Source organism: Acinetobacter kanungonis, assembly GCF_009939195.1.
Taxonomy (GTDB): Bacteria; Pseudomonadota; Gammaproteobacteria; order Pseudomonadales; family Moraxellaceae; genus Acinetobacter; species Acinetobacter kanungonis.
In genome coordinates, this window is sequence record NZ_JAACKC010000001.1 from 290,381 (window position 1) to 312,130 (window position 21,750).

A 21,750-nucleotide genomic window follows, 5' to 3' on the forward strand; every position below is an offset into this window, starting at 1 on the left:
TTTCCAACAATGATCTAAGGCAAATTTATGATTGAAGTTGAATTAAAATTTCAAATTCCTACTGCAAAAAGAACAGCACTCCTGAAAGCCTTAGATCCAAAAAAATCTAATCTGATTCACCTCAAAGCCAAATATTTCGACACACCAGATAAACAACTTTCACAACATGGTGTTGCGCTACGTTTGCGCCTAGAAGGTGAACATTGGGTTCAAACTTTAAAAGCAGCAGGCAAAAGCCATTTGCACCGTTTTGAGCATAACCATGATTTTGGTGTGTCTGAACACGCCCCTGCTTTAGATTTAACGATTTACCAACAAGAACCCGAGGCACTTGCTATTTTGCAACAAGCGTTGGGCGATCAGCTGGATGGATTAAAGTTACAATTCGAATCTGATATTCAGCGAACTTATCGCGTCATTCACTTTGAAGATGCAGAAATTGAAGTCAGTCTTGATATCGGTCGCTTGGCCACAGAAACTGAAGAACGCGAAGTCCATGAAGTCGAGTTTGAGTTGAAACAAGGTGCTATACAGTCCTTACTCGCCTTTAGTTTTGAATGGGTCAAGAAATACCAATTGTGGCTCGATGTTCGCAGTAAAGCCGAAATGGGTCATTTACTGTCAATTCAGCAAGAAGTGAGTCCAGCCAAACAAGCAAAAGCGTTTCAACTGGTCAAAAAAGACAGCGCCGACAGCAATGTGCGTTCACTGATTGCGCAGCAACTACAACATTTGCTACCCAATATTGCAGCCATTTCCGCGGGTGTTGCTCAACAAGAACATTTAGAACAAGCACATTTGGCTTTAGATCATCTCTATTTAACTTCTGCTCTATTGAGAACATGGAGTAAGGATGTTTCTGACAAGTGGGCTTATCAGCTGGCAGCCTTCAAACATCATTTTGAACATTTACAACAGCTTGAGCATATGCAGCGTACCTTGGGTGCATTACTGCAAAATCCAACAACGACTGCTAGTCTGACCAAAGACATTTTATATGCGCAAGAAAAACTGAATAATTTGGTTCGCTCAACCCTGAATGTGCATCACTTTTTAGAACTCTTAATGTTTAGTTTGCAATCCAGTACAGCGACGCAAGAACTGGATTTAAAAGGTTATGCTCAAAATACCTTACAACAGCAATATAAGCAGATTCACGAGCAGCTTGCCGAAACTGACGTGACCAATTTTGAAAGTCTAGAACTGCTCTCGCAGCGTATTCGTGAACTCAAGTTTAGCTTCCCGATTTTGACCTCAATTTACGATGTCAAAAACTTGCAAAAATATAGCAAAGCACTGAATGAAGCCCATCAAGCTGCTGAGGAATATCTAACCCTCAGCTCTTCTGCTGCTTATATTCAACAGACTGAACTGGAAGCCAGTGACTGGTTTGTATTGGGATGGTTAACAGCCAAGCAAGAAGTCTATGCGCAGGCATTATTAGATGCGACTGAGCAATTTATGGTGAGCCGAAAATTCCTCAAATTCTAAGTGGCTTCAATCTCTAAGCCATTGGCATCCATAAGTTTGACTTGTGGATGTCTTTCATTTTTTGTCTTTAAATAGACATGTTACATATTTACATTTTTACTGGACTTATTCAGTCTGTTTAGCCAAGATATACATTTAGCGCCATTAAAATAATTTTAAAAACTCCAGTGCGAGGGCTAGAACATGTCAGAAATTGAACTCAAATTTCAGATTCCAGAAGCGTTTCAGGACATGATTTATCAAGACTTCTGCGCCTCCAAAGTCTATAAGCAACGTCTGCTCGCCCATTATTACGACACCCCAGATTTTCAACTGGCACAGCAATCGATTGCGCTACGATTACGCTTGGAACAAGGTCACTGGATTCAAACCCTGAAATATAAAACTGAACGACATATTGAACGCTTTGAGTTTGAAACTGACTTGGGCAAGAAAAAGCAACCTAAACTTAATTTAGCCTTATATCAGGATCATGTTGAGGAACTGCCTGCACTTTTTACCACTGAAAATGCATCGCAGAATTTTCAAGTCAAGTTTTCGACCGATGTTGAACGTGTATCTAAGATTTTGTTGTTCAATCAGTCTGAAATTGAAGTCTGTCTCGACATTGGTTATCTGGTCTTTCAAAAAGAAAAATTAAGAATCTTTGAAATTGAGTTTGAACTGGTGCAAGGTTCAATTCATGACTTAATCCGCTGTATAGAACCGTGGATGAATAAATACCAGCTATGGCTGGATACACGCAGTAAATCCCAGCGTGGAGATTTGCATGTGCAGCAACAGGATCTATTACCGCCACAATATGCAGCGCCTATTGTTTTAGATCCAGCCATGACTGCAAATGCGGCCGTCCGCGCCATCTTAAACAATACCTTTAAGCATCTCTTACCAAATGCAACTGCCCTTGCCTGTGGCTTCTACAATAGTGAACATGTGCATCAGGCACGAGTAGCAATACGGCGAATGCGTAGCGCACTGAGTTGTTATGCTAAGCTTACTCACGATATTCCGCCACACTGGGCGGCACAATTACGGATCATTTTCCAGTCCTTAGGCCATGCGCGTGATACCGATGCCATTCGTGAAACCCTTCTGCCCCAGTTACACCAAGCGGGCTGTTCACACTTAGAAATTCCAACTGCCGAGAGTTATCACAATCAGGTGATGTGGATTTTCCAGTCCACCGAAACCAATCAATTAATATTAGAACTAATGGACTATATGACTTCAGAACTGAGTCCCAAAAATAAAAAGAAAAAACCGTTTTTAAAATATGCTGAGAAAAACTTAAAGAAAACCCATCAACGCATTGCAGATGACATTGGTCATTTTTCACAACTAGAAGATGAAGAAAAGCACAAACTCCGTAAATGCTTCAAACATTTACGTTACAACATTGAGTTTGTGCGTAGCCTATACAGTAATAAAGCGGTGAAAGATTACCTCAAGGCGATTAAACCAATTCAAGAACTCTTGGGGCAATACAATGATCTTTTGGTTGCCGAGCAATTTTTCCATGAACTGCCTGAAAATGAAGAAATTCACTGTGCGATAGACTGGCTCAATCAACAGGAAAAGCAACAACTCAAACACATCGACAAGCAACTCAAAGCCTTTAAAAAAATCAAACCGTTCTGGTCTTAACATCAACTTAACGGTATTTTCCGAAGACTTTCCACACCCCGTTATCCGCCAGTGGATCACTATAGCTATCGCTGCGTTGCTTGCGTGGCTTATCTCGTGCATCCACCAGTTTAAAGTCCTCTTCAGTGCTTAACACAATACCATTCACATAAAATCGGGTACGCGTATATTCACTTTGTCCATGCTGAAACACATAAGTTCTAAGGTCAATGAATTCTCGGTGTGCGACCAGTGCTGCCTGATCATCACTATTTAACCAGACTTGCATCGCTGCAACCTGCTCTGCGGAATATTCTCCGCATTTATCCAATAGACTGGCGATCCCCCTGAAAGTCTTCGACTCTTTAGCTTGTGTTTTATTAATTCGAATCCGATCTACATGAAAATAAAACAACGGCAAATTCAAATGACTGGGTAAATGAATCGCATCAACCATTTCATCACTTAAAAAAGGTTGGCTCAACAGTTGTGCACGCTCGATTAAATCTTGCCATTGCTGATAATAGTGTGCGACATCTTCTTTCGAACCATAATAAATGGGTAATCCTTCGACATTTGCCAAAGTTTGTGGTGGCCAAATTTGTTGGCGCAAAAGTGCAATATCATGTTTAAGATTTTGAATTGCAATAGCATCTGACATAACGTGTTCCATCTTTATAATGCTTAGGCTATTTTTAGATTAAGTCAAAGGTTTTGTTTCTGCAAGGCTTTGCCTATAATGCAGAATGAAATTTTAGCTAGGAACAGTCATGGTTCAAAAGATTGATGCTACCGATGTTACCGAAGAAGAAGCTTTGAATGCTGCTTTTTTTGAACGTGCAGATGAATTTATTAAACATGCCAATGAATTTTGTCGCCCAGCCAAAGGACAACAAGTCAAGCCCGCTGAAATTCGTGGTCAAGTCAGTGCTTCTATGCTGTTTGCAACAGCACGTTTTAATACTTGGGTTGCAGCCAATAATTTCAAAGATGGCAACGAAATGCGTGATGCCAAAGAGCAAGTGATGTCTTATATCCTTCAGCAATTCCAAATGATGCTGGAAGATAACTATGACGAATACTGTGAACAGTTCGAAAACTATTTACGTTTCCGTCATAATGAAGAATTCCATGCCAACAAGCATGATCATGACCATTAATTTAATGGTGTAATAAAAAAGCCCTCAGTTTAGACTCAGGGCTTTTTTATGACTTAAATTTTACGATCCCACACGATTTTTTTAATGACGTTATCGACAATGGTAACAGTGTAATAAGCATTCCCCACCAAATACACATAATCCGATGCAGTAAGCTGCTTTTTGGCTTCTTTCCACTCGTAATTTCGCACTGAGATTGGCGATTGCTGCATATTCTGTACCAGTTGAATATAGCTATCACCAAGAGATACCAATTGCCCGTTTTCAGTACGGATGGTGCGCATTTCAGTTGCTGCTGTAGTATATGAAGTACCGATGACAAATACCAAAAGAAGATAACCAGAAATTTTTAGAATTTTCCTCATATAGATAGACTCAATTAACATGATGTTTTCATTATTAAGAAGTTATATAAAGTTTTTTATCATCCGTTCAATTTAACTTCAAGTTTTAAAATAAAAAGCCACAAAAATGTGACTTTTTATAGAAGTTTTTAAGTGGATTAGAACCTTAAAGTTTAGTCATTCGGCTGTCCATATTGATCAGCCATCACTTCAACCAATTGATCAAGATGAATGTATTTTTTGATGGCTTGGTCTACATCCGCTTTGGTTAAGTTGGCAATCGCTTGATCACGCTTTTTACGAAACAATAAATCGCGGTTTCGTTCCAACTGTGAAGTCAACATTTGATGAATATTGCGTTCATCTTCCAAAGCCGTTACGCGGTTTTTTAGAATATCAGCTTTAGCCGCTTCTAACTCTTGTTCAGTTACCCCACGATCCACCAGTTCTTGCAGCACCTTATGCACTGACTGAGAGACTTGCTCGGCTTTGCCTGCGGTGTAATTGGCATCGATACTCAGTGCGCCAGAGTTGACCCAATCATCCAACTGAATTTCACTGCCAAAACCATACACCAAAGCATTCTTCTCGCGTAATTCCTGTGCCAGACGTGAAGACAACTGCGAATCGCCAAGAATATAACTAAAGACCAGCATAGCAGGTGCATCAGGATGATCCTCACCCAGCGGGAAGGTCAGCAAACTCTGATAGCTCCCAAACTCACGTTGCTCCGACAACACGTGCTTCTTCTGCGCCTTATATGGCGTATATTCAGAAGTCAGTTGTGCATATGCTTGCGTGCCTTTCCAATTTCCAAACTGCTGTTTGATGGTACGCAACATTTTCTTAGCATCGAACTCACCCGTCACCGCAATTTGCGCGTTATTCATGGCAAAAAATTGTTGATACAACTGCTTCACTTGCGCATTCGTAGAAGCTTGGTATTGCTTCTTGGCATATTCAGGTTCGAAGTGATAACGCAAATCGCCTTGCGGATAGATTTCGATTAAACGAGCAATGGTCAGTGCGGCGACTGTTTCAGGTTCCGTATAGGGACGGTTTAAACTGGACAGCGTTTGCGACTTGATTAAATCAAACTGCGACTGTTCAAACTTCGGATTTTTCATGACTTCAACAATGTAATTAAAGAAGTCTTCAAACTTTTCCTTTTTCGCCACAATCTGAATGGTCATGCCGTTGCCATTGGATGATGCCGTTGCGGATCCCCCTGCATCAATCGATTTATCGGCAATATCTTGCAGGCTGTATTTATCCGAAGCACGGAGCAATAAATAAGAGGTGAAATCAATAATTTCACTTTTATTCATTAAACTTTGAGCAGTACCAAACTCCACATTAATGGTCGCATAGGTTTTATTGTCACGGGTCGCAACAGGATAAAGCGCATATTTCATGCCATTTTTAAGTGCACCGCGTTGAATTTTCTTCTCATTCTTTTCCAAATATTGTTGAGAGCTTGCTACATATTGCGCCACTTCTTGTTGATAGACACTCACATCTTTCAGTGGTTCTGGAGCTTGCGTCTGCTGATCTAAAGTCTGCTTTGGCGCCTTTGCCTGCTGTTGTTGCATGGCTTTCTTCTGATCTTCTGGGGTCGGCTGAATATCTCCCGTAATACGATGCTCTTTGACCAAGAACTGGTTCAAGGTCTGATTAACCTCATTTAAACTGAGGTTTTGAATATTATTCAGATCGACATAGTACTGATCCCAACGCCCCTGACTCGCTACAAAATAATCTGCCAAACGTGAACCCAATGCCGCAGAGTTACTTTGAATACTGTCTGCCTGATTTTGAATCAGACTTTTCACCCGTTTCAGCTCAGTTTCATTAAAGGCTTGAGTCTTTTCTACCCCTTGATCGAGTGCTTGATCGACTTGCTCGGCATCATGATTCGGCGCATACATTGCCCCCATAAACACCAAATTAAAATCACGATCGAGCCATGTGGTTGCCTGCACCATGGTACTGGTGCCTGTTTCAACCATGCTTTGATACAAATGTCCACTCGGCTGCATGGTATACAACAATGGCGACAAGGCTAAAGCAGGTTTGATCTTGTCATTTTTTCCATTCAGGTAAATATTGAACTTGGCGAGATCACTGCCTTTTGCCACAGTAAATTCACGCTGCTTGATTTTACTTGCATCAAGCTGTGGCACTTGAATCTGAGCAGGAATTTGACGTGCAGGAATGGCACTAAATTGCTGATCAATCTGTTTTAGTACTTGTGCCTTGTCGAATTTACCCGCAATCACCATAGCTGCATTATTCGGTGCATACCAAGTGCGGTAGAACTGATTCAGTTCGTTCATTTTAATGGACTGCAATTCGTTTAAATCGCCAATTGGTAAACGTCCTAAATACTGGTTCCCATAAGCCGATTTCCACATCTGATCCATCAACACCGCAAAAGGCTGATCCAGACGTACTTCACGCTCACGTTTCACAATCGCAATTTCAGAAGGAACAAATTTTTCTTGCAGCACCAATTTATCCATACGCTCGGCTTCTAAATGCAAAATTTCATTTAAAGCCGTTTGTTCAGGACGCACGACATTGATATAACGGGTTGAATAATAGTCGGTACTAGCATTGGTCATTAAGGTGTATTGATCCAGTCTGCGCTGGAATTCTTCGCCTTTGACATTTTGCGTCCCCTTGAATGCAAGGTGTTCTAATAAATGTGCCAAGCCCCCTTTACCTTGCGGATCATTCAATGAACCTGTCAGATAAATGGTGCTCATATAAACTTTATTTTCTTTATCATTCGGCGCCAAAATCACGCGAAAACCGTTATCTAATTTATATTCTTCAATTTGATGATCTGATTTGACCAAAACAGGCTGTGCCCAAGCAGCCGAACTTAAACCAACAAAAAACAGAGAGAAAGTAAGTTTTTTCAACCGCATTAACATGTTAATTCCAATATATTCAGTCATATAAATATTTTATAAGCTGCCTATCTTACGGAATCAAAAATGGGATTTATAGTGAAGTTTTGCAAAGCAACCCTCTGTTTTGAGCGTTGCTTTGTTCGAATATGTTTAATCTAAGAACAACTCTGCTTGCATATAAAGTTTGCCATAGCCCGAAATTTCAATACGTTCCTGATCGACAATTTTGCAATACAATTCGCCGCCACGTGCAGAGGCCTGATAAGCAATCAACTCTGTTTTATTTAATCGTTCTGCCCACAATGGTGCAATTGCGGTATGAATAGAACCTGTGACAGGATCTTCATTAATGCCCATAGCAGGCGCGAAATAACGCGAAACACAGTCATATTGTTCGCCTGTCGCAGTAATCGCAACATCAACACTTGAGCAATGCGCGGTAATGGCGGTACGTAATGAACCCAATTGCTTTAACAGTTCTAAATTTGGTTGCTCATCCAAAACGTCTTGTACAGTTTCATACTCAATGATGAAAGCTTGCTGGTTTAAATACACATTTTTAAACGGTTTGCTGAGTGCCTGTGTTAAAAGCTCAGGATACTCTTCTACTTTTTCTGCACGGCGAATTGGGAAATTCATACAGATTTTGCCATCTTCAGCCTGACTCACAATGAAGATGCCTAAATTTTTGACATGAAAATGAATGGTTTTGGCTGAAGTAAAATCTTTAAACAGTACAAAGCTACTGGCTAAAGTCGCATGTCCACAAAAATCGACTTCGGCAGTTGGCGTGAACCAACGGATTTCAAAATGTTCAGCATCAATCTTTTTTACAAATGCAGTTTCAGACAGATTATTTTCCAAAGCAATATTTTGCATCAATGCTTCATCTAACCATTGCTCAGTCACAATCACTGCCGCAGGATTACCCTTAAATAATGCATTGCTAAAAGCATCGACTTGATACATTTTCATGATTTTTCTCCATTGTTTCATGCTTATTATGCCGTGACAGCCCAACAATAACAGATACAAATTTATTTGATTTATGGATACAGTTGTTGCATGGCATAAAAAAAGAAAGCCAATATCGAAAATACTGGCTTTCCCATTGATGTCGAAACCGTGAAATTAATTCTCGATTAAATCCACATTTTCTTGTTTGAAAATCGCTTGATCGGTTTGCCCTAAGACTTGACTGGTGACCATACCCGCAGTCATTGAACCATTCACATTCAATGCGGTACGTCCCATATCAATCAAAGGTTCAATCGAAATCAGCAGTGCCACGAGGGTCACGGGTAAGCCCAACATTGGCAATACAATCAGCGCTGCAAAAGTAGCTCCGCCACCCACACCTGCTACACCGACAGAACTCAGCGTCACCACACAAACCAAAGTCAAAATCCAGATTGGATCGAGAGGATTAATCCCGACCGTTGGCGCAACCATTACCGCCAACATGGCTGGATATAAACCTGCACAACCATTTTGACCAATGGTCGTCCCAAAAGATGCCGAGAAGCTGGCAATTGACTCAGGCACACCCAAACGACGCGTTTGCGCTTCAATATTCAGCGGGATACTGGCAGCACTAGAGCGACTGGTAAAAGCAAAGGTCAGTACAGGCCAAACCTTTTTAAAGAATTGAACGGGATTCACCCCTGTCATTAACAAAATGAGTGCATGCACAGCAAACATAATGCCCAGTCCAATATAGGATGCGACAAGGAAGCCACCCAAATTCAGGATATCTGCCAATTTTGAATTCGCCACAATATTGGTCATTAAGGCAAACACACCATACGGGGTGAGCATCATAATTAAACGGACCAACTTCATGACCCATGCTTGCATAATTTCAATCGCTGCAAGCAATTTTTGCCCTTTCTCTGCATCCGCCTTAATTAAGTTCAAACCTGCAATACCAAGGAACACCGCAAAAATCACCACACTAATAATGGAGGTTGGATGCGCGCCTGTCAGTTCAGCAAATGGATTGGTCGGAATAAAAGAGAGAAACAAATCTGGTACTTGTAAATTGGTCACCTGCCCGACATAGTCGGTTTGAATCGCATTCAGACGTTCAGTTTCTTGTGCACCCTGAACCAGACCTGCCGCAGTCAAACCAAAGGCATTGGTCACCACCACACCCACAAAAGCAGCAATAGCCGTTGTGACTAACAATGTACCAATACTAATGAAACTGATTTTGCCCAGCGAACCTGCATCATGCAGTTTAATGACCGCACCTAAAATGGAAACGAAAACCAGTGGCATGACCACCATTTGCAACAGTTTGACGTAGCCTTTACCCACCAAGTTGAACCATTGCACTGACTCTTGCAGCACGGTTGAGCCTGTGCCATACACCAAATGTAAGGCTAAACCGAACACTACCCCCAAGCAGAGACCAGCAAGCACCTTTTTGGCAAGGCTCCAATTGGTATGACGTGTCCGACTTAATAAGAACAGCAATGCCACAAAAAGTATGACATTGATGATTAAGGGCATATTCATGTATTTTCCCTAAATAATGTAACCCTCATTATAAATCAAAATTCAATTCGACTTTTGGCTTTACCTATCAGCGCTAACCAAGTGTTCAAATTTAGACTACTCCTGCAACAATCAGAGTTATGATATGCCGTAGCAAATACTCTAATTGAATCTAAATATGGCTGACTTCTCCCATCCTCACATTCAACCTGTCGAACTGGCAAAAGCGTACCGTTTACTCAATCATGGTCCAACCGTCTTGGTGTCTGCACAACATGGGCAGGAAAGCAATGTCATGACTGCCGCTTGGGCATGTGCCTTAGAGCTGGTTCCAGCCAAAGTTTCAGTAGTGCTAGATAAAAGCACCAAAACCCGAAAATTAATTGAAGATTCAGGTTATTTTGCGCTACAAGTTCCCACCCTAAAGCAAATTGAGCTGGTACAAGCCTTGGGTTCAATCAGCCAGTTTGATGATCCAGATAAACTCGAACATTGTCATACACCACTGTTTCACTTTGACGGTTTTGACTTAGCTGTGGTGGAAGGCTGTGCCGCTTGGCTAATTTGTGAGTTAATTCCTGAACCACATAACCAGCAAGCACATGATTTATTTATAGGAAAAGTGCTTGCAGCCTATGCTGATGATCGCGTGTTCCGTGATGGGCATTGGTATTATCACGAAGCTGATCCTTCGTGGAAAAGTGTGCATCATGTTGCGGGCGGTCATTACTACACCATTGGTGATGCGGTGGATACCAATAAAAAATAAATTGCTGATGATATCCCTGCTGCATCATATCGACTAAAGGTGAAAAGTCAGCGATTGTATTTCTCTATTTTTCACCTTATAGTTCAAGTATATTTTTTAAACAATTAGTCAAATTGTATGAACAGGACGTTCTCGGATACTGTCAAGCTCAGTGCATTTCTTTGTTTGAGTATGTGTTTAGGCATTGGTATTTTGCGCTTTTCCTATACCGCCTTATTGCCTTCAACGCGCGAAGCCTATGAATGGAGTCATAATTTTGCCAGTATTTTAGGTAGTGCCAACCTTTTGGGCTATTTGGTGGGTGCCTACTGGGCGATGAAAATCCCGCAAAATTCCAAAATGCCCATCTATATCATTAGTGCTGCTTTTGTGGGTTCTATCAGCTTGTTTGCCTGTGCCTTTTCCAGTTTTTCGGAAACGTGGTATTTAAGCTGGCGTTTCATTTCAGGCATCAGTGGTGGCTTACTGATGATTCTGTCTCCAAGTGTTGTCGCGCAATGTAGTGACTTACAACATCGCTTTAAAATCAACTTTATTGGCTTTAGTGGTATCGGTTTGGGGGTTTTATGTGCCACGCTGTTTATGCCCTATCTGGATCGAATTGCAATTTCTACGGCATGGTTAATCTTATGTGCTTTCGCCTTTGGCATGAGTGCATTGCTCTGGCTGCTTGTACGTCCATTTCAAGCTCAACTACAAGCCATTCCAGCCACACAGTCCCAGTCATATCAAGTCGGTTTCATTTACTACAGCTTGTTAATCGCCTATGCCTGTAGTGCTTTTGCTTATATTCCCCATTCTTTATTTTGGATTGATTATTTAAGCCATGTATTGGCACTTAATTTGTTCTGGATTAATTTCAACTGGATTCTATATGGCTTAGGCAGCGCCTTAGGTGCGTATAGCGCATATGCTTTGGCACGCAAGCTCGGGAATTTTGCGGCACTTAAAGTGTTATACAGCATCTACATTTTTGCGGTTTTAATAGCCGTATTCAGCTTCTCGCCAATTTTTACGTTCTTATCCTCCTTCTTGACAGGTTTACTCAACCCTGCCGTGGTTTTCCTCACCTCCTATACCATTTTGCAATTGTACGGTTTGGCTTATAAAAAATTATGGAGTATGGCAACACTCAGTTTTGCCAGCATTCAGTTGCTAGGTGGAATTAGCTTTAGCACTTTGCAGCATTTCAGGGTGTCTTACCCTCAGCAATTTAGCATCGCTTCTGCGGTTCTGTTACTCGGTACCTTACAACTGTTCTGGTTTACTCGCCCACATGCAAAAACCAGTCGTAGCAGTGAGCAAATGACGGATTAAGCATATCGGCGCTGCATATCCATCTCCCTAAACTTTGCTCATGCCTAAGAGCTGCTGCTGAATCTAAATCAATTATTAGATTGGTTTGGCTCTTCGCTTATACTATGTGCCAAAAGCTGTGCACAGCCAGCAAAACGTAACAACACAATCTATTCCTGCCCATTTTTTACCTGCTTATAAACATCATAAATTAGGCACTTGAATACCTCCACAACTGGGACTTTGAGCAATTTATGTGGACGGAATTAGGAAAAATTTGTATGACCTTCTTTCAGTAATCTTAAAACCTGTTCTGAACTTTTATCCGCAGTCAGCTCCAAGCCCTACAGAAAGTTCAAGCTATAATTATTATATTAATTTCAAATATTTAAATAAGAATCTTAATCAATAAAACATAAATCCATACAATTCTTTGCATCAATCTTTGAAATGTATTTGCCACAATATTGATTATTTTTTAACCTATTTTAAATAACCATAAAAATCTAAACACATCATCGTCAGCAGAACTGCCTTAATTTAAAGATAAAAACAGCAACCAAAATTACACAATGATCAGGAATAGCCCATGAAACCGATAACGACACTATCAATCAGTATTGCCATATTACTTGCATTAGGAAATATTTCTTCAAGTTATGCAGCTACACCTTCCGAACTTTCCGACTTAGTCGGTGCAAGAGCCAGCGGTGGTGAAACTCAGCTTGAACAGCGTGGATACACGTTTATTAAAACTGAAAAAGGAGAAGACCGTAGCTGGTCCAATTGGTATAAGGCTTCCAATAAAAACTTGTGTCACTGTGGTCACGTATAATGGTCGCTATGATTCAATTACCGATAGCCCTGTCTTCGATTGCAATAATGGACAGACCACCGCCAAAAAAGAAAGTCATACGGCTGAAATTGCGGCTGCCGCTGTCGCATTAGGTGCAATTGCAGCTGTTGCGGTACATGAACATAACAAAGATAAAAAACACGACCAAAGCTCATCTGTATCCAGTGATATCAATAATTTAGTCGGGGTAAGAGCCAGTTCCGCAGAAAGCACTTTAAGATCTAAGGACTATCGGAGTGTCAGTACCAGTACAGGACGGAGCAGTAAAGAAACCCTATGGTGGAACTCACATCGAAACGAATGCTTAAGTGTAACAACGGCTGATGGTCGTATTGATAACATGCACAGATTGTACAACTCCGACTGCGAAAAAGCACATTCTAATTATGGTTCACAAAACTATTCACCTGCACCAGACATTACCTGCTATCAAAATCTGAAAAAGTGTTATCGATACGGCAAAGGTGTAGACGACTACTGGACCAATAAAGAATTCAATTAAAAGAAGAACAAGTCGAGATATTCTGCATGGATACCTTAAAGCAAACAAAAATCTGGAAAATAAGATTAACCTCCATTCTATGGTTTACCTTGGGTGTCTTATTTTTAATTAGCCTTCCGCTGGTACTGAATATCTCCGTTTGGCTTTTCCCAATACTTATTATTATTTCACTCATTTTCGCCTGTCTGGTATTTATAATTCGCAAACTGTTTAAACATGAATGGAGCTTTGCAACATTCATTAAAAACACCATTTTCTTTGGTTTTTTACTCACAATTCTTTGTGCGATGCCCATTCTTTATTTTGCAATACTCACGCAACTTCACCCGACGTTAATCCCTCAAGTCACCTTAACCAATGGTAAAAAGACCGTGATTTTTCAGGGCATGCAGCATGTAGGTAGTGAGGAATTTTATAAGTCAGTTGTTTATGACCTTGAAGATGCGCTCTCTCGGGATTATGTCTTGCTCTATGAAGGCGTCAAACCGGGCACACCTGAATCTGAAAAGTGGTTCAATGCCATGTTTGCTCAGGGGAAAAACCTTGCTGAAGGTTATCAATTAATGGGAAAAACCTGCGGTCTGAAATTTCAAGGCTCTTACTTTCAATTGTTTTCCAAAGATATGGCTGAACAAACAGATCGCTTCATCAATGCAGATGTATCCACATTACAAATTAAACAAAGATATGATGAATTAGTGAGGAGTGATCCTGCTTTTGCTCAAGCGATGCAGCAGCGCCAGCATAAAAAAGAGGAGTCCAGTGAAAATAGTGTACTCAATTCAATGATCAATGGAATCGCTCAAGGCAATGAAAAGCAGCAATTTATTACAGGCATTCTGTGTCGTGGTGTTATGACCATGAGCATGAATCAAGACAAAAAAGATGAAATGGATAAGCTGGTTTTAAATTATCGTAATGAAGCCTTAGCCAATTCGATTATGCAGCAACCGAATTCAAAGATTTTTATTACTTATGGTAATGCACATCTTCCTGGTACTTACCAAATTTTGAAAGAGAAAGATCCAAACTGGAAAATTGCATCTGTGAAATGGATTAGAACCATCGACACGCCTAAAGAGTACCAAAAAGAACTCGACCTACTGGAAGAATAACTAATACGAGGCGCTAGTGTTGCTTACTTGAACTTAAATAAGGATAAGGGTTCACCGCCCCTTGCCCAGATAGATAAACCCCATAATGCAAATGCGGGGTTGTGTTTTTCGCATTCCCCGTGTTTCCGACATAGCCCAACACGGCTCCTTGCTCGACCCAGTCTCCAACATCTATCTGCTGCGCATAAGCATCTAAATGTGCATAATAATGTCGGCTTAAATTTGGACCAATAACCCAAACCACTTTACCGCCCAGACTGTCTAAACCGACCTTTACCACTATACCTTGCGTAGTACTCAGTACAGCTGTGCCACGTTTAGCAAAAATATCGATACCTTCATGTTTACGCCCCTGTCCCCTTGCTGCACCCCATGTATCACTGATTTGCTTTGGCGTAATGCCTTCAACGGGCATAGGCAACTGCTGCGAAAGGTTTTGTCGTGCCAATTGAAATTGTAAGAGTGGATATTGCCAACTGGTCGATTCACCCGAGTTTGGCGGTTTACATGCCTGTAGCACTAAGCTGACTGCGAATATCAGAGAGATACGTTTAAACTTTTGATATTTGACTTTCATTCTAATGTTTTTGCATTTTTATAATGGGCTCAATTCTAACCATGAGCCATCCACTTCCCTATAGTGTTTTGGTTATTTAGGCACATTTTAAAAGCAGAAAAACTCACAAAAAAAGATGACGATTGCAGCTCTGAGACAAGCTGTTGAGTCACTCTAAAAATTGATGAAAATAAAAATTTTAAGCAAAAAAAAGCCTACAAATGAGTCAAGTAGGCTTTAAAAAATTTAAAACAAGTCAGGGAACTATCAGCTTTAAATCTTGTGCTAATAGTGCCAAAGCTGTAGGTCATTTACAATACTTTGGTTAAAGATATATTTAAAATATTTGTTAAAAAGTCCACTTTTTTGTAACACAGACAAATTTGCACAAAATGAGGGCAATATCCTTTATATTTTGTTAACACGCGCCATACAAGTATGATTAATTTTCAATCACTTTACTTATCAAGTAGTACATGCTGATTCAGCTCTCATTCTTGTAATTGACCATAATGCATCCCCATAAAGAGCATGGAGATGGAGTTCTATACCGGCAAGATAACCGCCCTTCGCATATAGGCTTCATAGGCTATTATTCCACTCGTATATTTTCCAGTTCATTCACTTGCACAACTCTGATGTTTTCAATTTTTTTCACACTATCAATCAAGATGACTTGATCTGAAAATGTATCAAAGATATACCACTTTTTTGCATCATCTTTTAACGATGCAACAGGTAAATGAGATGCCATCTTTTTTTGATAAGCACTATAACCATTCAAAAACGGAACGACAAAAAAGATTAATAATATTGAAATTAACCGACCCAAATATTTAAAGTACATTAAGCCAAATAATGCCAACAAACCAATGAGATAAGACAGGACTTGTAGCCACTCCCGATTATCTCTCCAAATTAATAAAATTAAGATCGCAATTAAAACACCACATCCAATCAAGAAAGTACGATGCTGTTTGCCTTTCGGCTTTGAATCTGAAAAGAAGATTTCTTGTAAAAACATTAATGCCAAGATAAATCTGCACCCAGCCTAATATTAGAAATTAAAAGTTCTTTGGTTGTCAGCAGATTGATAAGCCAGTCTGCTTTTAAGCCCACCACATAATAGCCGTAGTAATAACTCACACCTGTAATAAAAAGAAATGCCGTTTCCAAACCAATGATCTGTGCTGCCCCGAGTCCTAGCTGATCTAATTTATCTTTAATCATGTTTTATCCTTATTTTTCCTTTGGAAATTTTTATGCACGGATCAAATTTGAATACTTAAATAGCAAGATGTTTAGAGTTAGTTATTCTTAAGTGCTTATAACATTTGAGGAAAATTAGTTTCGAAGAATACTTTACTATATCAAACACATAAAAAATCATATTTTGATTCACGATTCCAAAATAGAATAACTCGGTCAGAATGCAATAATTAGATAAATTACGCTTTAACGCTAACAGGCTAAATCAACATTAACTTTAAGATTTAATCGAGCTTTGACAGACAGCTGACATAATACTTATTTGCAAACTGGTTCAGTTGAGTCTCCTGCGACATGGGTTTGGCATAAGTCGGCTGTGCATAGGCATCACGAATTACATAATCAACCAGTTGACGCATTTCGTCATTGGGATGATCTTTATATCTCGTGGCATTGGCTTGCAGTAATTTGGTTTCAGCTATACCCGCCTGCTTTTGCTTCATGATGGAACTTGCCATGTCCAAAAACTGTTTACACCCATTATCAAAGTAAGCATCTGACTCCCCTGCATACAGAGAATATGAACTCATAGATAACAAGCTAAGCAGTAATATTTTTTTCATGTTTATTTCCTTTTTCTTATCTATAGCAATATACGTTTAATTCATTGAGCAGCATTTAGAACAAGCGTTTAACCATTCCCAAAGAGATTATTTTAAAAATCTAAAATGCCTTCAAAATTTGCTCTTTAACTCTTTCTTAATTTAGAGATACAGGACATTGACATAACCAAGTCTACAACGCTTTTTTCATTACATCCGCCAAGCCAAGACTTTATATTCTCTGCATATATCGCTTAAAAAGCATACTGTAATATTCATGTTTTTGCATACTCAATTACATTTTTAATTTAAGCCTCTTTTAAAAAAGTGTACTCAATCCTCATCATCAGATTTGCTCTTAAACATTAATCTGTATTTAGTTATCCTCTAAAATCTTCTAGTGCAAGATAAATTGAGATGATTTTCAAGCATCTCTTTAGAAGGCTAAGGCAGTAGTTTTAAGCGCTAAAACGTGTATCAACAATAAAATTGAGGAGCATCAGTCGAAATCTGATATAGTAGCCTACATCTTATGGACTTTTTCTTTACCCTTCCCGACCTACTCCCACTTATTCGGGTAACCAAACGGGCAACACAAGCAAGTCCAAACAAATTTTTTAAATTTTCTAGTAGGTTAAAGTGAAAATAGTCATTCTTAACAAGCCTTATGACGTTCTCTCTCAGTTTCGTAAAGACGAAGCGCACATGACAATGTCTGACTTTGTAGATGATCCGTCATTGCGTTTGGCTGGTCGTCTCGATATGGACTCTGAAGGCTTAGTTTTCTTAACTGACCACGGTGGTCTAAATCAATACATCACCAACCCTGCAAACAAAAAGTACAAAACATATTTAGTACAGCTTGATGGCGATGTGACTGAAGAAGCGTTAGAACAGCTTCGTAACGGTATTGAATTAAAAGATGGTATGACTTTGCCAGCGAAAGCCATCAAAGTTCAGCAACCTGAATGGTTATGGGAGCGTGATCCTCCTGTTCGTTACCGTGCTTCGGTTCCAACTTCTTGGGTTGAAATTTCAATTTGTGAAGGGCGTAACCGCCAAGTTCGTCGTATGACTGCTGCTGTTGGCTTCCCGACTTTACGTCTAATTCGTACTAAAATTGGCTCAATTGACTTGGTGCAACTGGGTTTACAACCGGGCGAAACGAAAGAAATTGAACCTTTACTCTACCCTGACTTTAAAGATGTACCAGCGGAAGAGCCATATCGCTCTCGTTCGTATGTGAAAAAGCCAGGTGGTACAGGTGGTAAGCCAATGGTTCGCAAGAACAAAGATGGTTCTGTGAAAAAATCTGGTACTAAACGTATTTGGCAAATGGATGAAAGTGAGAAACCACGTCGTAAGACCAATGGTACAACGCGTCCAAATACCAAAGCGCCACGTGGTCGTGGACGTAGTGGTCGTTAAGATTTGATTTTTTAAAGCCCACGTCAGTGGGCTTTTAGTCTATCTCAACTATATAAGTTTGACTTCCCTTAACATTTTTAATCATTATTTTCTTTGTTATCACAATTAGATCACCTAAAACATTTTCATATTCAAGATCAAGCTTATCCTTTAGTACTTCACTACCCTCAAAAATCCCTACTATTTCTTGATCCCAAACCATTTTTTCAACATTATTTACAGCTATTTTTATAGGATTTGTAGATATTTCGCCCCATAAAATTTTCATATTAATAGCATCTCCTGTACCACGATTATGAATCTCACAATGTAAACGATATTTATCTTCACCAATTCTTTGACACAGAAATCTATTAAACCCTAATAAAGGACGTACTTTAGATTTTTCTTCTTTACTTCGTTGATTTAAATGAGTAACTACATTTTTTTGTTGATTAATACTTTCTCTCATCTCATCAATTTGCAATTTTAAAGCACTTTCTTGTTGTTCCAAAGCTCTCGTATTTTGATCTAGCTGCTTACCTTGTTGTATATATCCTAAAATCAGCCAAAAGAAAGCAATTGGTGCAAAAATACCTGCAAGAAAATCACCCAATTCATTTAATGATGTAGGCCAAGTATAGCCATTGCTTCGGCTAAATAGATAAATTCCCAATAACCAAATAAAGGTAACCAAAACACCGAAGATCAAACTTTTCTTATTCATATTCTTAGCCAGTTCAAATATCTTGAAATATAAAAAAAGCCGACGCATTTGCATCGGCTTTTTCACATCATCGACTAAAAGCCGATTTTGCTAAACTTAAACAGTTTCAAGCGCAGCATTAAGTGTAGCACTTGGACGCATTACAGCATTTACTTTCGCTGGGTCTACAGCATAGTAACCACCGATGTCCGCAGCATTACCTTGAACAGCTGCAAGTTCTGCAACGATTTTATCTTCGTTTTCAGCAAGTACTTTTGCAAGTGGAGCAAATTTCGCTTTCAATGCAGCATCTTCGTCCTGAGCAGCCAAAGCTTCAGCCCAGTATTTAGCTAAGTAGTAGTGGCTACCACGGTTGTCTAACTCGCCAGTACGACGTGATGGAGACTTGTCGTTGTCAAGTAATTGACCAGTCGCTTGATCTAGAGTTTTAGCAAGAAGTTTCGCCTGAGCGTTGTCTTCTTTAATGCCTAACTCTTCTAAAGAAACCGCTAATGCAAGGAACTCACCTAAAGAATCCCAACGTAAGTGGTTTTCTTCTACAAGCTGTTGTACGTGTTTAGGCGCAGAACCACCAGCACCAGTTTCGTACATACCGCCACCTGCCATTAACGGCACGATAGACAACATCTTCGCAGAAGTACCTAATTCCATAATTGGGAACAAGTCAGTGAGGTAGTCACGTAAGATGTTACCAGTTACAGAAATCGTGTCTAAACCACGCGCTACACGCTCAAGCGTATAACGCATTGCACGTACTTGTGACATGATTTGAATATCAAGACCAGCTGTATCGTGGTCTTTCAAGTACTTTTGTACTTTCTTGATCAATTCATTTTCATGTGGACGGTATGGGTCAAGCCAGAAGATTGCAGGCATACCAGAGTTACGTGCACGAGTTACTGCAAGTTTCACCCAGTCACGAATCGGTGCATCTTTCACCTGACACATGCGCCAGATGTCACCTTGCTCTACATTTTGAGTCATTAACACTTCGCCAGTGTCAAGGTCAGTAATGTTTGCAATACCCGCTTCTGAAATTTCAAAAGTCTTGTCGTGTGAACCGTATTCTTCAGCTTTTTGCGCCATCAAACCTACGTTTGGCACAGTACCCATAGTTTTAGGGTCAAAGTTGCCATTCCACTTACAGAAATTGATCATTTCTTGGTAGATACGCGCAAATGTAGATTCTGGCATTACTGCTTTACAGTCGTACTGCTTACCATCAGCACCCCACATTTTACCGCCACTACGGATCATTGCAGGCATAGATGCGTCAACAATAATGTCGTTTGGTGAGTGGAAGTTTGTGATGCCTTTAGCTGAATCCACCATTGCTAATGCAGGACGGTGTTCTTGACATGCATGTAAATCTTCGATGATTTCTTCACGTAAAGAAGTCGGTAATGTTTCGATCTTTTCATAAAGACCAGCCATACCGTTGTTTACGTTAATGCCTAGCTCATCAAATAATTTGCCATGCTTTTCAAATGCATCTTTATAATAAATCTTAACGCAGTGACCAAATACGATTGGGTGCGATACTTTCATCATGGTTGCTTTAACGTGCAACGAGAACAGAATGCCAGCTTCACGACAATCTTCGAGTTGTTTCTCGTAGAAGTCACAAAGTGCTTTTTTGCTCATGAACATTGAATCGATAATTTCGCCATCTTGAAGCGCAACTTTTGGCTTAAGAACGATAGTTTCACCAGCGTTGGTGATCAATTCCATTTTCACGTTACGCGCGCGGTCAAGCGTCATTGATTTTTCGCCATGGTAGAAGTCACCTTCTTCCATGTGTGAAACGTGAGTTTGTGACCATTGCTTCCACTCGCTCATAGAGTGCGGGTGTTTTTTAGCGTAGTTCTTTACTGCAGCAGGCGCACGGCGGTCAGAGTTACCTTCACGTAAAACTGGGTTTACAGCAGAACCAAGGCACTTACCATAACGTGCTTTAATCTCTTTTTCTTCTTCAGTCGTAGGATTTTCTGGATAGTCAGGAATCGCAAAACCTTTAGATTGAAGTTCCTTAATACATGCAGTTAACTGAGCAACTGAAGCACTAATGTTAGGAAGTTTGATGATATTCGTGTCAGGATCTTGTGTAAGACGACCTAATTCTGCGAGGTTGTTTGGAACCTTCTGCTCGTCGCTTAAATAGTCAGCGAATTCTGCAAGCACACGCGACGCTACAGAAATATCACTTTTGGTGATCTCGATGCCAGCTGGCTTAGTAAAGGTTTCAATGATCGGCAGTAGCGAATAAGTCGCCAACAATGGCGCCTCATCAGTCAGTGTGTAAATGATGTTTGACTTTCCACCAGCCATATATAGCCCCTTGTGTTAAATTGAGTTTTAGAGAACCAGACTTTTGGCCCAGTCCTACGAACCGATTGCTTAAATAAACCCTGAGAGTATCAGCCCTCAACGCTTTTCAGTCAACGATATATCTTGTGATAACGACATTTCGTAAGAAAATACCACTCGGTTTATGTGGTTTTTTTAAACACTTTTTAAAGTCAATCATTTAGATTTCGTATAAATCATCAACAGTGCTCAAACCACCTGTAACCAAGCGCCCGATTGTAGCTTGTCTATATTAAATCCGATATATGACGATTGGATAACCGAATGAACTTATAAAGCATCCAATTTTGCCTTCAACCATGAATATTT

The 21,750-nt window shown here is 40.0% G+C and carries 20 protein-coding genes; 9 read left to right on the forward strand and 11 right to left on the reverse strand.

Going from position 1 to position 21,750, the window contains the following annotated elements; translation table 11 throughout:
* Positions 1 to 27: 27 nt before the first annotated feature.
* Positions 28 to 1,491, forward strand: a complete 1,464-nt coding sequence (locus GWK51_RS01280) for a CYTH domain-containing protein (RefSeq protein ID WP_161932370.1) — start codon at positions 28 to 30, stop codon at positions 1,489 to 1,491.
* A gap of 183 nt (positions 1,492 to 1,674) precedes the next feature.
* Complete coding sequence (locus tag GWK51_RS01285; RefSeq protein ID WP_161932371.1) at positions 1,675 to 3,135, forward strand: CYTH and CHAD domain-containing protein; 1,461 nt, start codon at positions 1,675 to 1,677, stop codon at positions 3,133 to 3,135.
* 7 nt (positions 3,136 to 3,142) lie between these two features.
* Here GWK51_RS01285 and GWK51_RS01290 read toward each other — a convergent pair whose 3' ends face one another.
* Positions 3,143 to 3,775, reverse strand: coding sequence for a hypothetical protein (locus GWK51_RS01290; protein WP_161932372.1), 633 nt, complete (start codon positions 3,773 to 3,775; stop codon positions 3,143 to 3,145).
* 109 nt (positions 3,776 to 3,884) lie between these two features.
* On the opposite strand from GWK51_RS01290, the gene GWK51_RS01295 reads away from it, so the two are divergent.
* Positions 3,885 to 4,274, forward strand: coding sequence for a DUF3144 domain-containing protein (locus GWK51_RS01295; RefSeq protein WP_161932373.1), 390 nt, complete (start codon positions 3,885 to 3,887; stop codon positions 4,272 to 4,274).
* Positions 4,275 to 4,327: 53 nt separating this feature from the next.
* Here GWK51_RS01295 and GWK51_RS01300 read toward each other — a convergent pair whose 3' ends face one another.
* The 4 genes from GWK51_RS01300 to GWK51_RS01315 all read right to left on the reverse strand — a co-directional run bounded on the left by GWK51_RS01300 (position 4,328) and on the right by GWK51_RS01315 (position 10,056).
* Positions 4,328 to 4,660, reverse strand: a complete 333-nt coding sequence (locus tag GWK51_RS01300; RefSeq protein WP_235941035.1) for a hypothetical protein — start codon at positions 4,658 to 4,660, stop codon at positions 4,328 to 4,330.
* 131 nt (positions 4,661 to 4,791) lie between these two features.
* Positions 4,792 to 7,557 (reverse strand): M16 family metallopeptidase, encoded by a 2,766-nt coding sequence (locus tag GWK51_RS01305; protein ID WP_161932374.1) that lies wholly within the window; start codon positions 7,555 to 7,557, stop codon positions 4,792 to 4,794.
* A 129-nt stretch (positions 7,558 to 7,686) separates the two neighbouring features.
* On the reverse strand, positions 7,687 to 8,511 hold the full coding sequence (locus tag GWK51_RS01310; protein WP_161932375.1) for a PhzF family phenazine biosynthesis protein: 825 nt from the start codon (positions 8,509 to 8,511) through the stop codon (positions 7,687 to 7,689).
* Positions 8,512 to 8,667: 156 nt separating this feature from the next.
* Positions 8,668 to 10,056, reverse strand: coding sequence for an L-cystine transporter (locus tag GWK51_RS01315; RefSeq protein WP_142769073.1), 1,389 nt, complete (start codon positions 10,054 to 10,056; stop codon positions 8,668 to 8,670).
* Between the two features lie 157 nt (positions 10,057 to 10,213).
* Between GWK51_RS01315 and GWK51_RS01320 the strand changes: the two genes are divergently transcribed.
* The 5 genes from GWK51_RS01320 to GWK51_RS01340 all read left to right on the forward strand — a co-directional run bounded on the left by GWK51_RS01320 (position 10,214) and on the right by GWK51_RS01340 (position 14,573).
* A complete protein-coding gene (locus GWK51_RS01320; protein ID WP_161932376.1) occupies positions 10,214 to 10,804 on the forward strand; it encodes a flavin reductase family protein in 591 nt (196 codons plus the stop codon).
* Positions 10,805 to 10,921: 117 nt separating this feature from the next.
* Positions 10,922 to 12,121: a YbfB/YjiJ family MFS transporter gene (locus GWK51_RS01325; protein WP_216071657.1), complete on the forward strand. Its 1,200-nt coding sequence runs from the start codon at positions 10,922 to 10,924 to the stop codon at positions 12,119 to 12,121.
* Positions 12,122 to 12,689: 568 nt separating this feature from the next.
* A complete protein-coding gene (locus GWK51_RS01330) occupies positions 12,690 to 12,935 on the forward strand; it encodes a hypothetical protein (RefSeq protein ID WP_161932377.1) in 246 nt (81 codons plus the stop codon).
* Positions 12,922 to 13,458 carry a hypothetical protein gene (locus GWK51_RS01335; RefSeq protein ID WP_161932378.1) on the forward strand — a complete coding sequence of 179 codons (537 nt, stop codon included), beginning with the start codon at positions 12,922 to 12,924 and terminating at the stop codon, positions 13,456 to 13,458. Before GWK51_RS01330 ends, GWK51_RS01335 begins: the two co-directional genes overlap by 14 nt.
* A gap of 287 nt (positions 13,459 to 13,745) precedes the next feature.
* A complete protein-coding gene (locus GWK51_RS01340) occupies positions 13,746 to 14,573 on the forward strand; it encodes a hypothetical protein (RefSeq protein ID WP_161932379.1) in 828 nt (275 codons plus the stop codon).
* Between the two features lie 13 nt (positions 14,574 to 14,586).
* Here GWK51_RS01340 and GWK51_RS01345 read toward each other — a convergent pair whose 3' ends face one another.
* The 4 genes from GWK51_RS01345 to GWK51_RS01360 all read right to left on the reverse strand — a co-directional run bounded on the left by GWK51_RS01345 (position 14,587) and on the right by GWK51_RS01360 (position 16,961).
* On the reverse strand, positions 14,587 to 15,150 hold the full coding sequence (locus GWK51_RS01345; RefSeq protein WP_161932380.1) for a M23 family metallopeptidase: 564 nt from the start codon (positions 15,148 to 15,150) through the stop codon (positions 14,587 to 14,589).
* 571 nt (positions 15,151 to 15,721) lie between these two features.
* The gene (locus tag GWK51_RS01350) at positions 15,722 to 16,162 is read right to left on the reverse strand and encodes a hypothetical protein (RefSeq protein ID WP_161932381.1); all 441 of its coding nucleotides are present in this window, start codon (positions 16,160 to 16,162) and stop codon (positions 15,722 to 15,724) included.
* A complete protein-coding gene (locus GWK51_RS01355; RefSeq protein ID WP_161932382.1) occupies positions 16,153 to 16,359 on the reverse strand; it encodes a hypothetical protein in 207 nt (68 codons plus the stop codon). The genes GWK51_RS01350 and GWK51_RS01355 overlap by 10 nt, the downstream gene beginning before the upstream one ends.
* Before the next feature lie 263 nt (positions 16,360 to 16,622).
* On the reverse strand, positions 16,623 to 16,961 hold the full coding sequence (locus GWK51_RS01360; protein ID WP_100241572.1) for a hypothetical protein: 339 nt from the start codon (positions 16,959 to 16,961) through the stop codon (positions 16,623 to 16,625).
* 618 nt (positions 16,962 to 17,579) lie between these two features.
* On the opposite strand from GWK51_RS01360, the gene GWK51_RS01365 reads away from it, so the two are divergent.
* Positions 17,580 to 18,368, forward strand: coding sequence for an rRNA large subunit pseudouridine synthase E (locus GWK51_RS01365; RefSeq protein WP_100241573.1), 789 nt, complete (start codon positions 17,580 to 17,582; stop codon positions 18,366 to 18,368).
* 34 nt (positions 18,369 to 18,402) lie between these two features.
* On the opposite strand, the gene GWK51_RS16545 is transcribed toward GWK51_RS01365, so the two are convergent.
* Complete coding sequence (locus tag GWK51_RS16545; protein WP_235941051.1) at positions 18,403 to 19,074, reverse strand: hypothetical protein; 672 nt, start codon at positions 19,072 to 19,074, stop codon at positions 18,403 to 18,405.
* 96 nt (positions 19,075 to 19,170) lie between these two features.
* Positions 19,171 to 21,402 carry an NADP-dependent isocitrate dehydrogenase gene (locus GWK51_RS01375; protein ID WP_142769082.1) on the reverse strand — a complete coding sequence of 744 codons (2,232 nt, stop codon included), beginning with the start codon at positions 21,400 to 21,402 and terminating at the stop codon, positions 19,171 to 19,173.
* Positions 21,403 to 21,750 lie beyond the last annotated feature (348 nt).

Bases quoted from the DNA above. Each gene is read 5' to 3' on its own strand.
- GWK51_RS01280 (WP_161932370.1), top strand. From the start codon at position 28: ATGATTGAAGTTGAATTAAAATTTCAAATTCCTACTGCAAAAAGAACA.
- GWK51_RS01285 (WP_161932371.1), top strand. From the start codon at position 1,675: ATGTCAGAAATTGAACTCAAATTTCAGATTCCAGAAGCGTTTCAGGAC.
- GWK51_RS01290 (WP_161932372.1), bottom strand. From the start codon at position 3,775: ATGTCAGATGCTATTGCAATTCAAAATCTTAAACATGATATTGCACTT.
- GWK51_RS01295 (WP_161932373.1), top strand. From the start codon at position 3,885: ATGGTTCAAAAGATTGATGCTACCGATGTTACCGAAGAAGAAGCTTTG.
- GWK51_RS01300 (WP_235941035.1), bottom strand. From the start codon at position 4,660: ATGTTAATTGAGTCTATCTATATGAGGAAAATTCTAAAAATTTCTGGT.
- GWK51_RS01305 (WP_161932374.1), bottom strand. From the start codon at position 7,557: ATGTTAATGCGGTTGAAAAAACTTACTTTCTCTCTGTTTTTTGTTGGT.
- GWK51_RS01310 (WP_161932375.1), bottom strand. From the start codon at position 8,511: ATGAAAATGTATCAAGTCGATGCTTTTAGCAATGCATTATTTAAGGGT.
- GWK51_RS01315 (WP_142769073.1), bottom strand. From the start codon at position 10,056: ATGAATATGCCCTTAATCATCAATGTCATACTTTTTGTGGCATTGCTG.
- GWK51_RS01320 (WP_161932376.1), top strand. From the start codon at position 10,214: ATGGCTGACTTCTCCCATCCTCACATTCAACCTGTCGAACTGGCAAAA.
- GWK51_RS01325 (WP_216071657.1), top strand. From the start codon at position 10,922: ATGAACAGGACGTTCTCGGATACTGTCAAGCTCAGTGCATTTCTTTGT.
- GWK51_RS01330 (WP_161932377.1), top strand. From the start codon at position 12,690: ATGAAACCGATAACGACACTATCAATCAGTATTGCCATATTACTTGCA.
- GWK51_RS01340 (WP_161932379.1), top strand. From the start codon at position 13,746: ATGCCCATTCTTTATTTTGCAATACTCACGCAACTTCACCCGACGTTA.
- GWK51_RS01345 (WP_161932380.1), bottom strand. From the start codon at position 15,150: ATGAAAGTCAAATATCAAAAGTTTAAACGTATCTCTCTGATATTCGCA.
- GWK51_RS01355 (WP_161932382.1), bottom strand. From the start codon at position 16,359: ATGATTAAAGATAAATTAGATCAGCTAGGACTCGGGGCAGCACAGATC.
- GWK51_RS01360 (WP_100241572.1), bottom strand. From the start codon at position 16,961: ATGAAAAAAATATTACTGCTTAGCTTGTTATCTATGAGTTCATATTCT.
- GWK51_RS16545 (WP_235941051.1), bottom strand. From the start codon at position 19,074: ATGAATAAGAAAAGTTTGATCTTCGGTGTTTTGGTTACCTTTATTTGG.
- GWK51_RS01375 (WP_142769082.1), bottom strand. From the start codon at position 21,402: ATGGCTGGTGGAAAGTCAAACATCATTTACACACTGACTGATGAGGCG.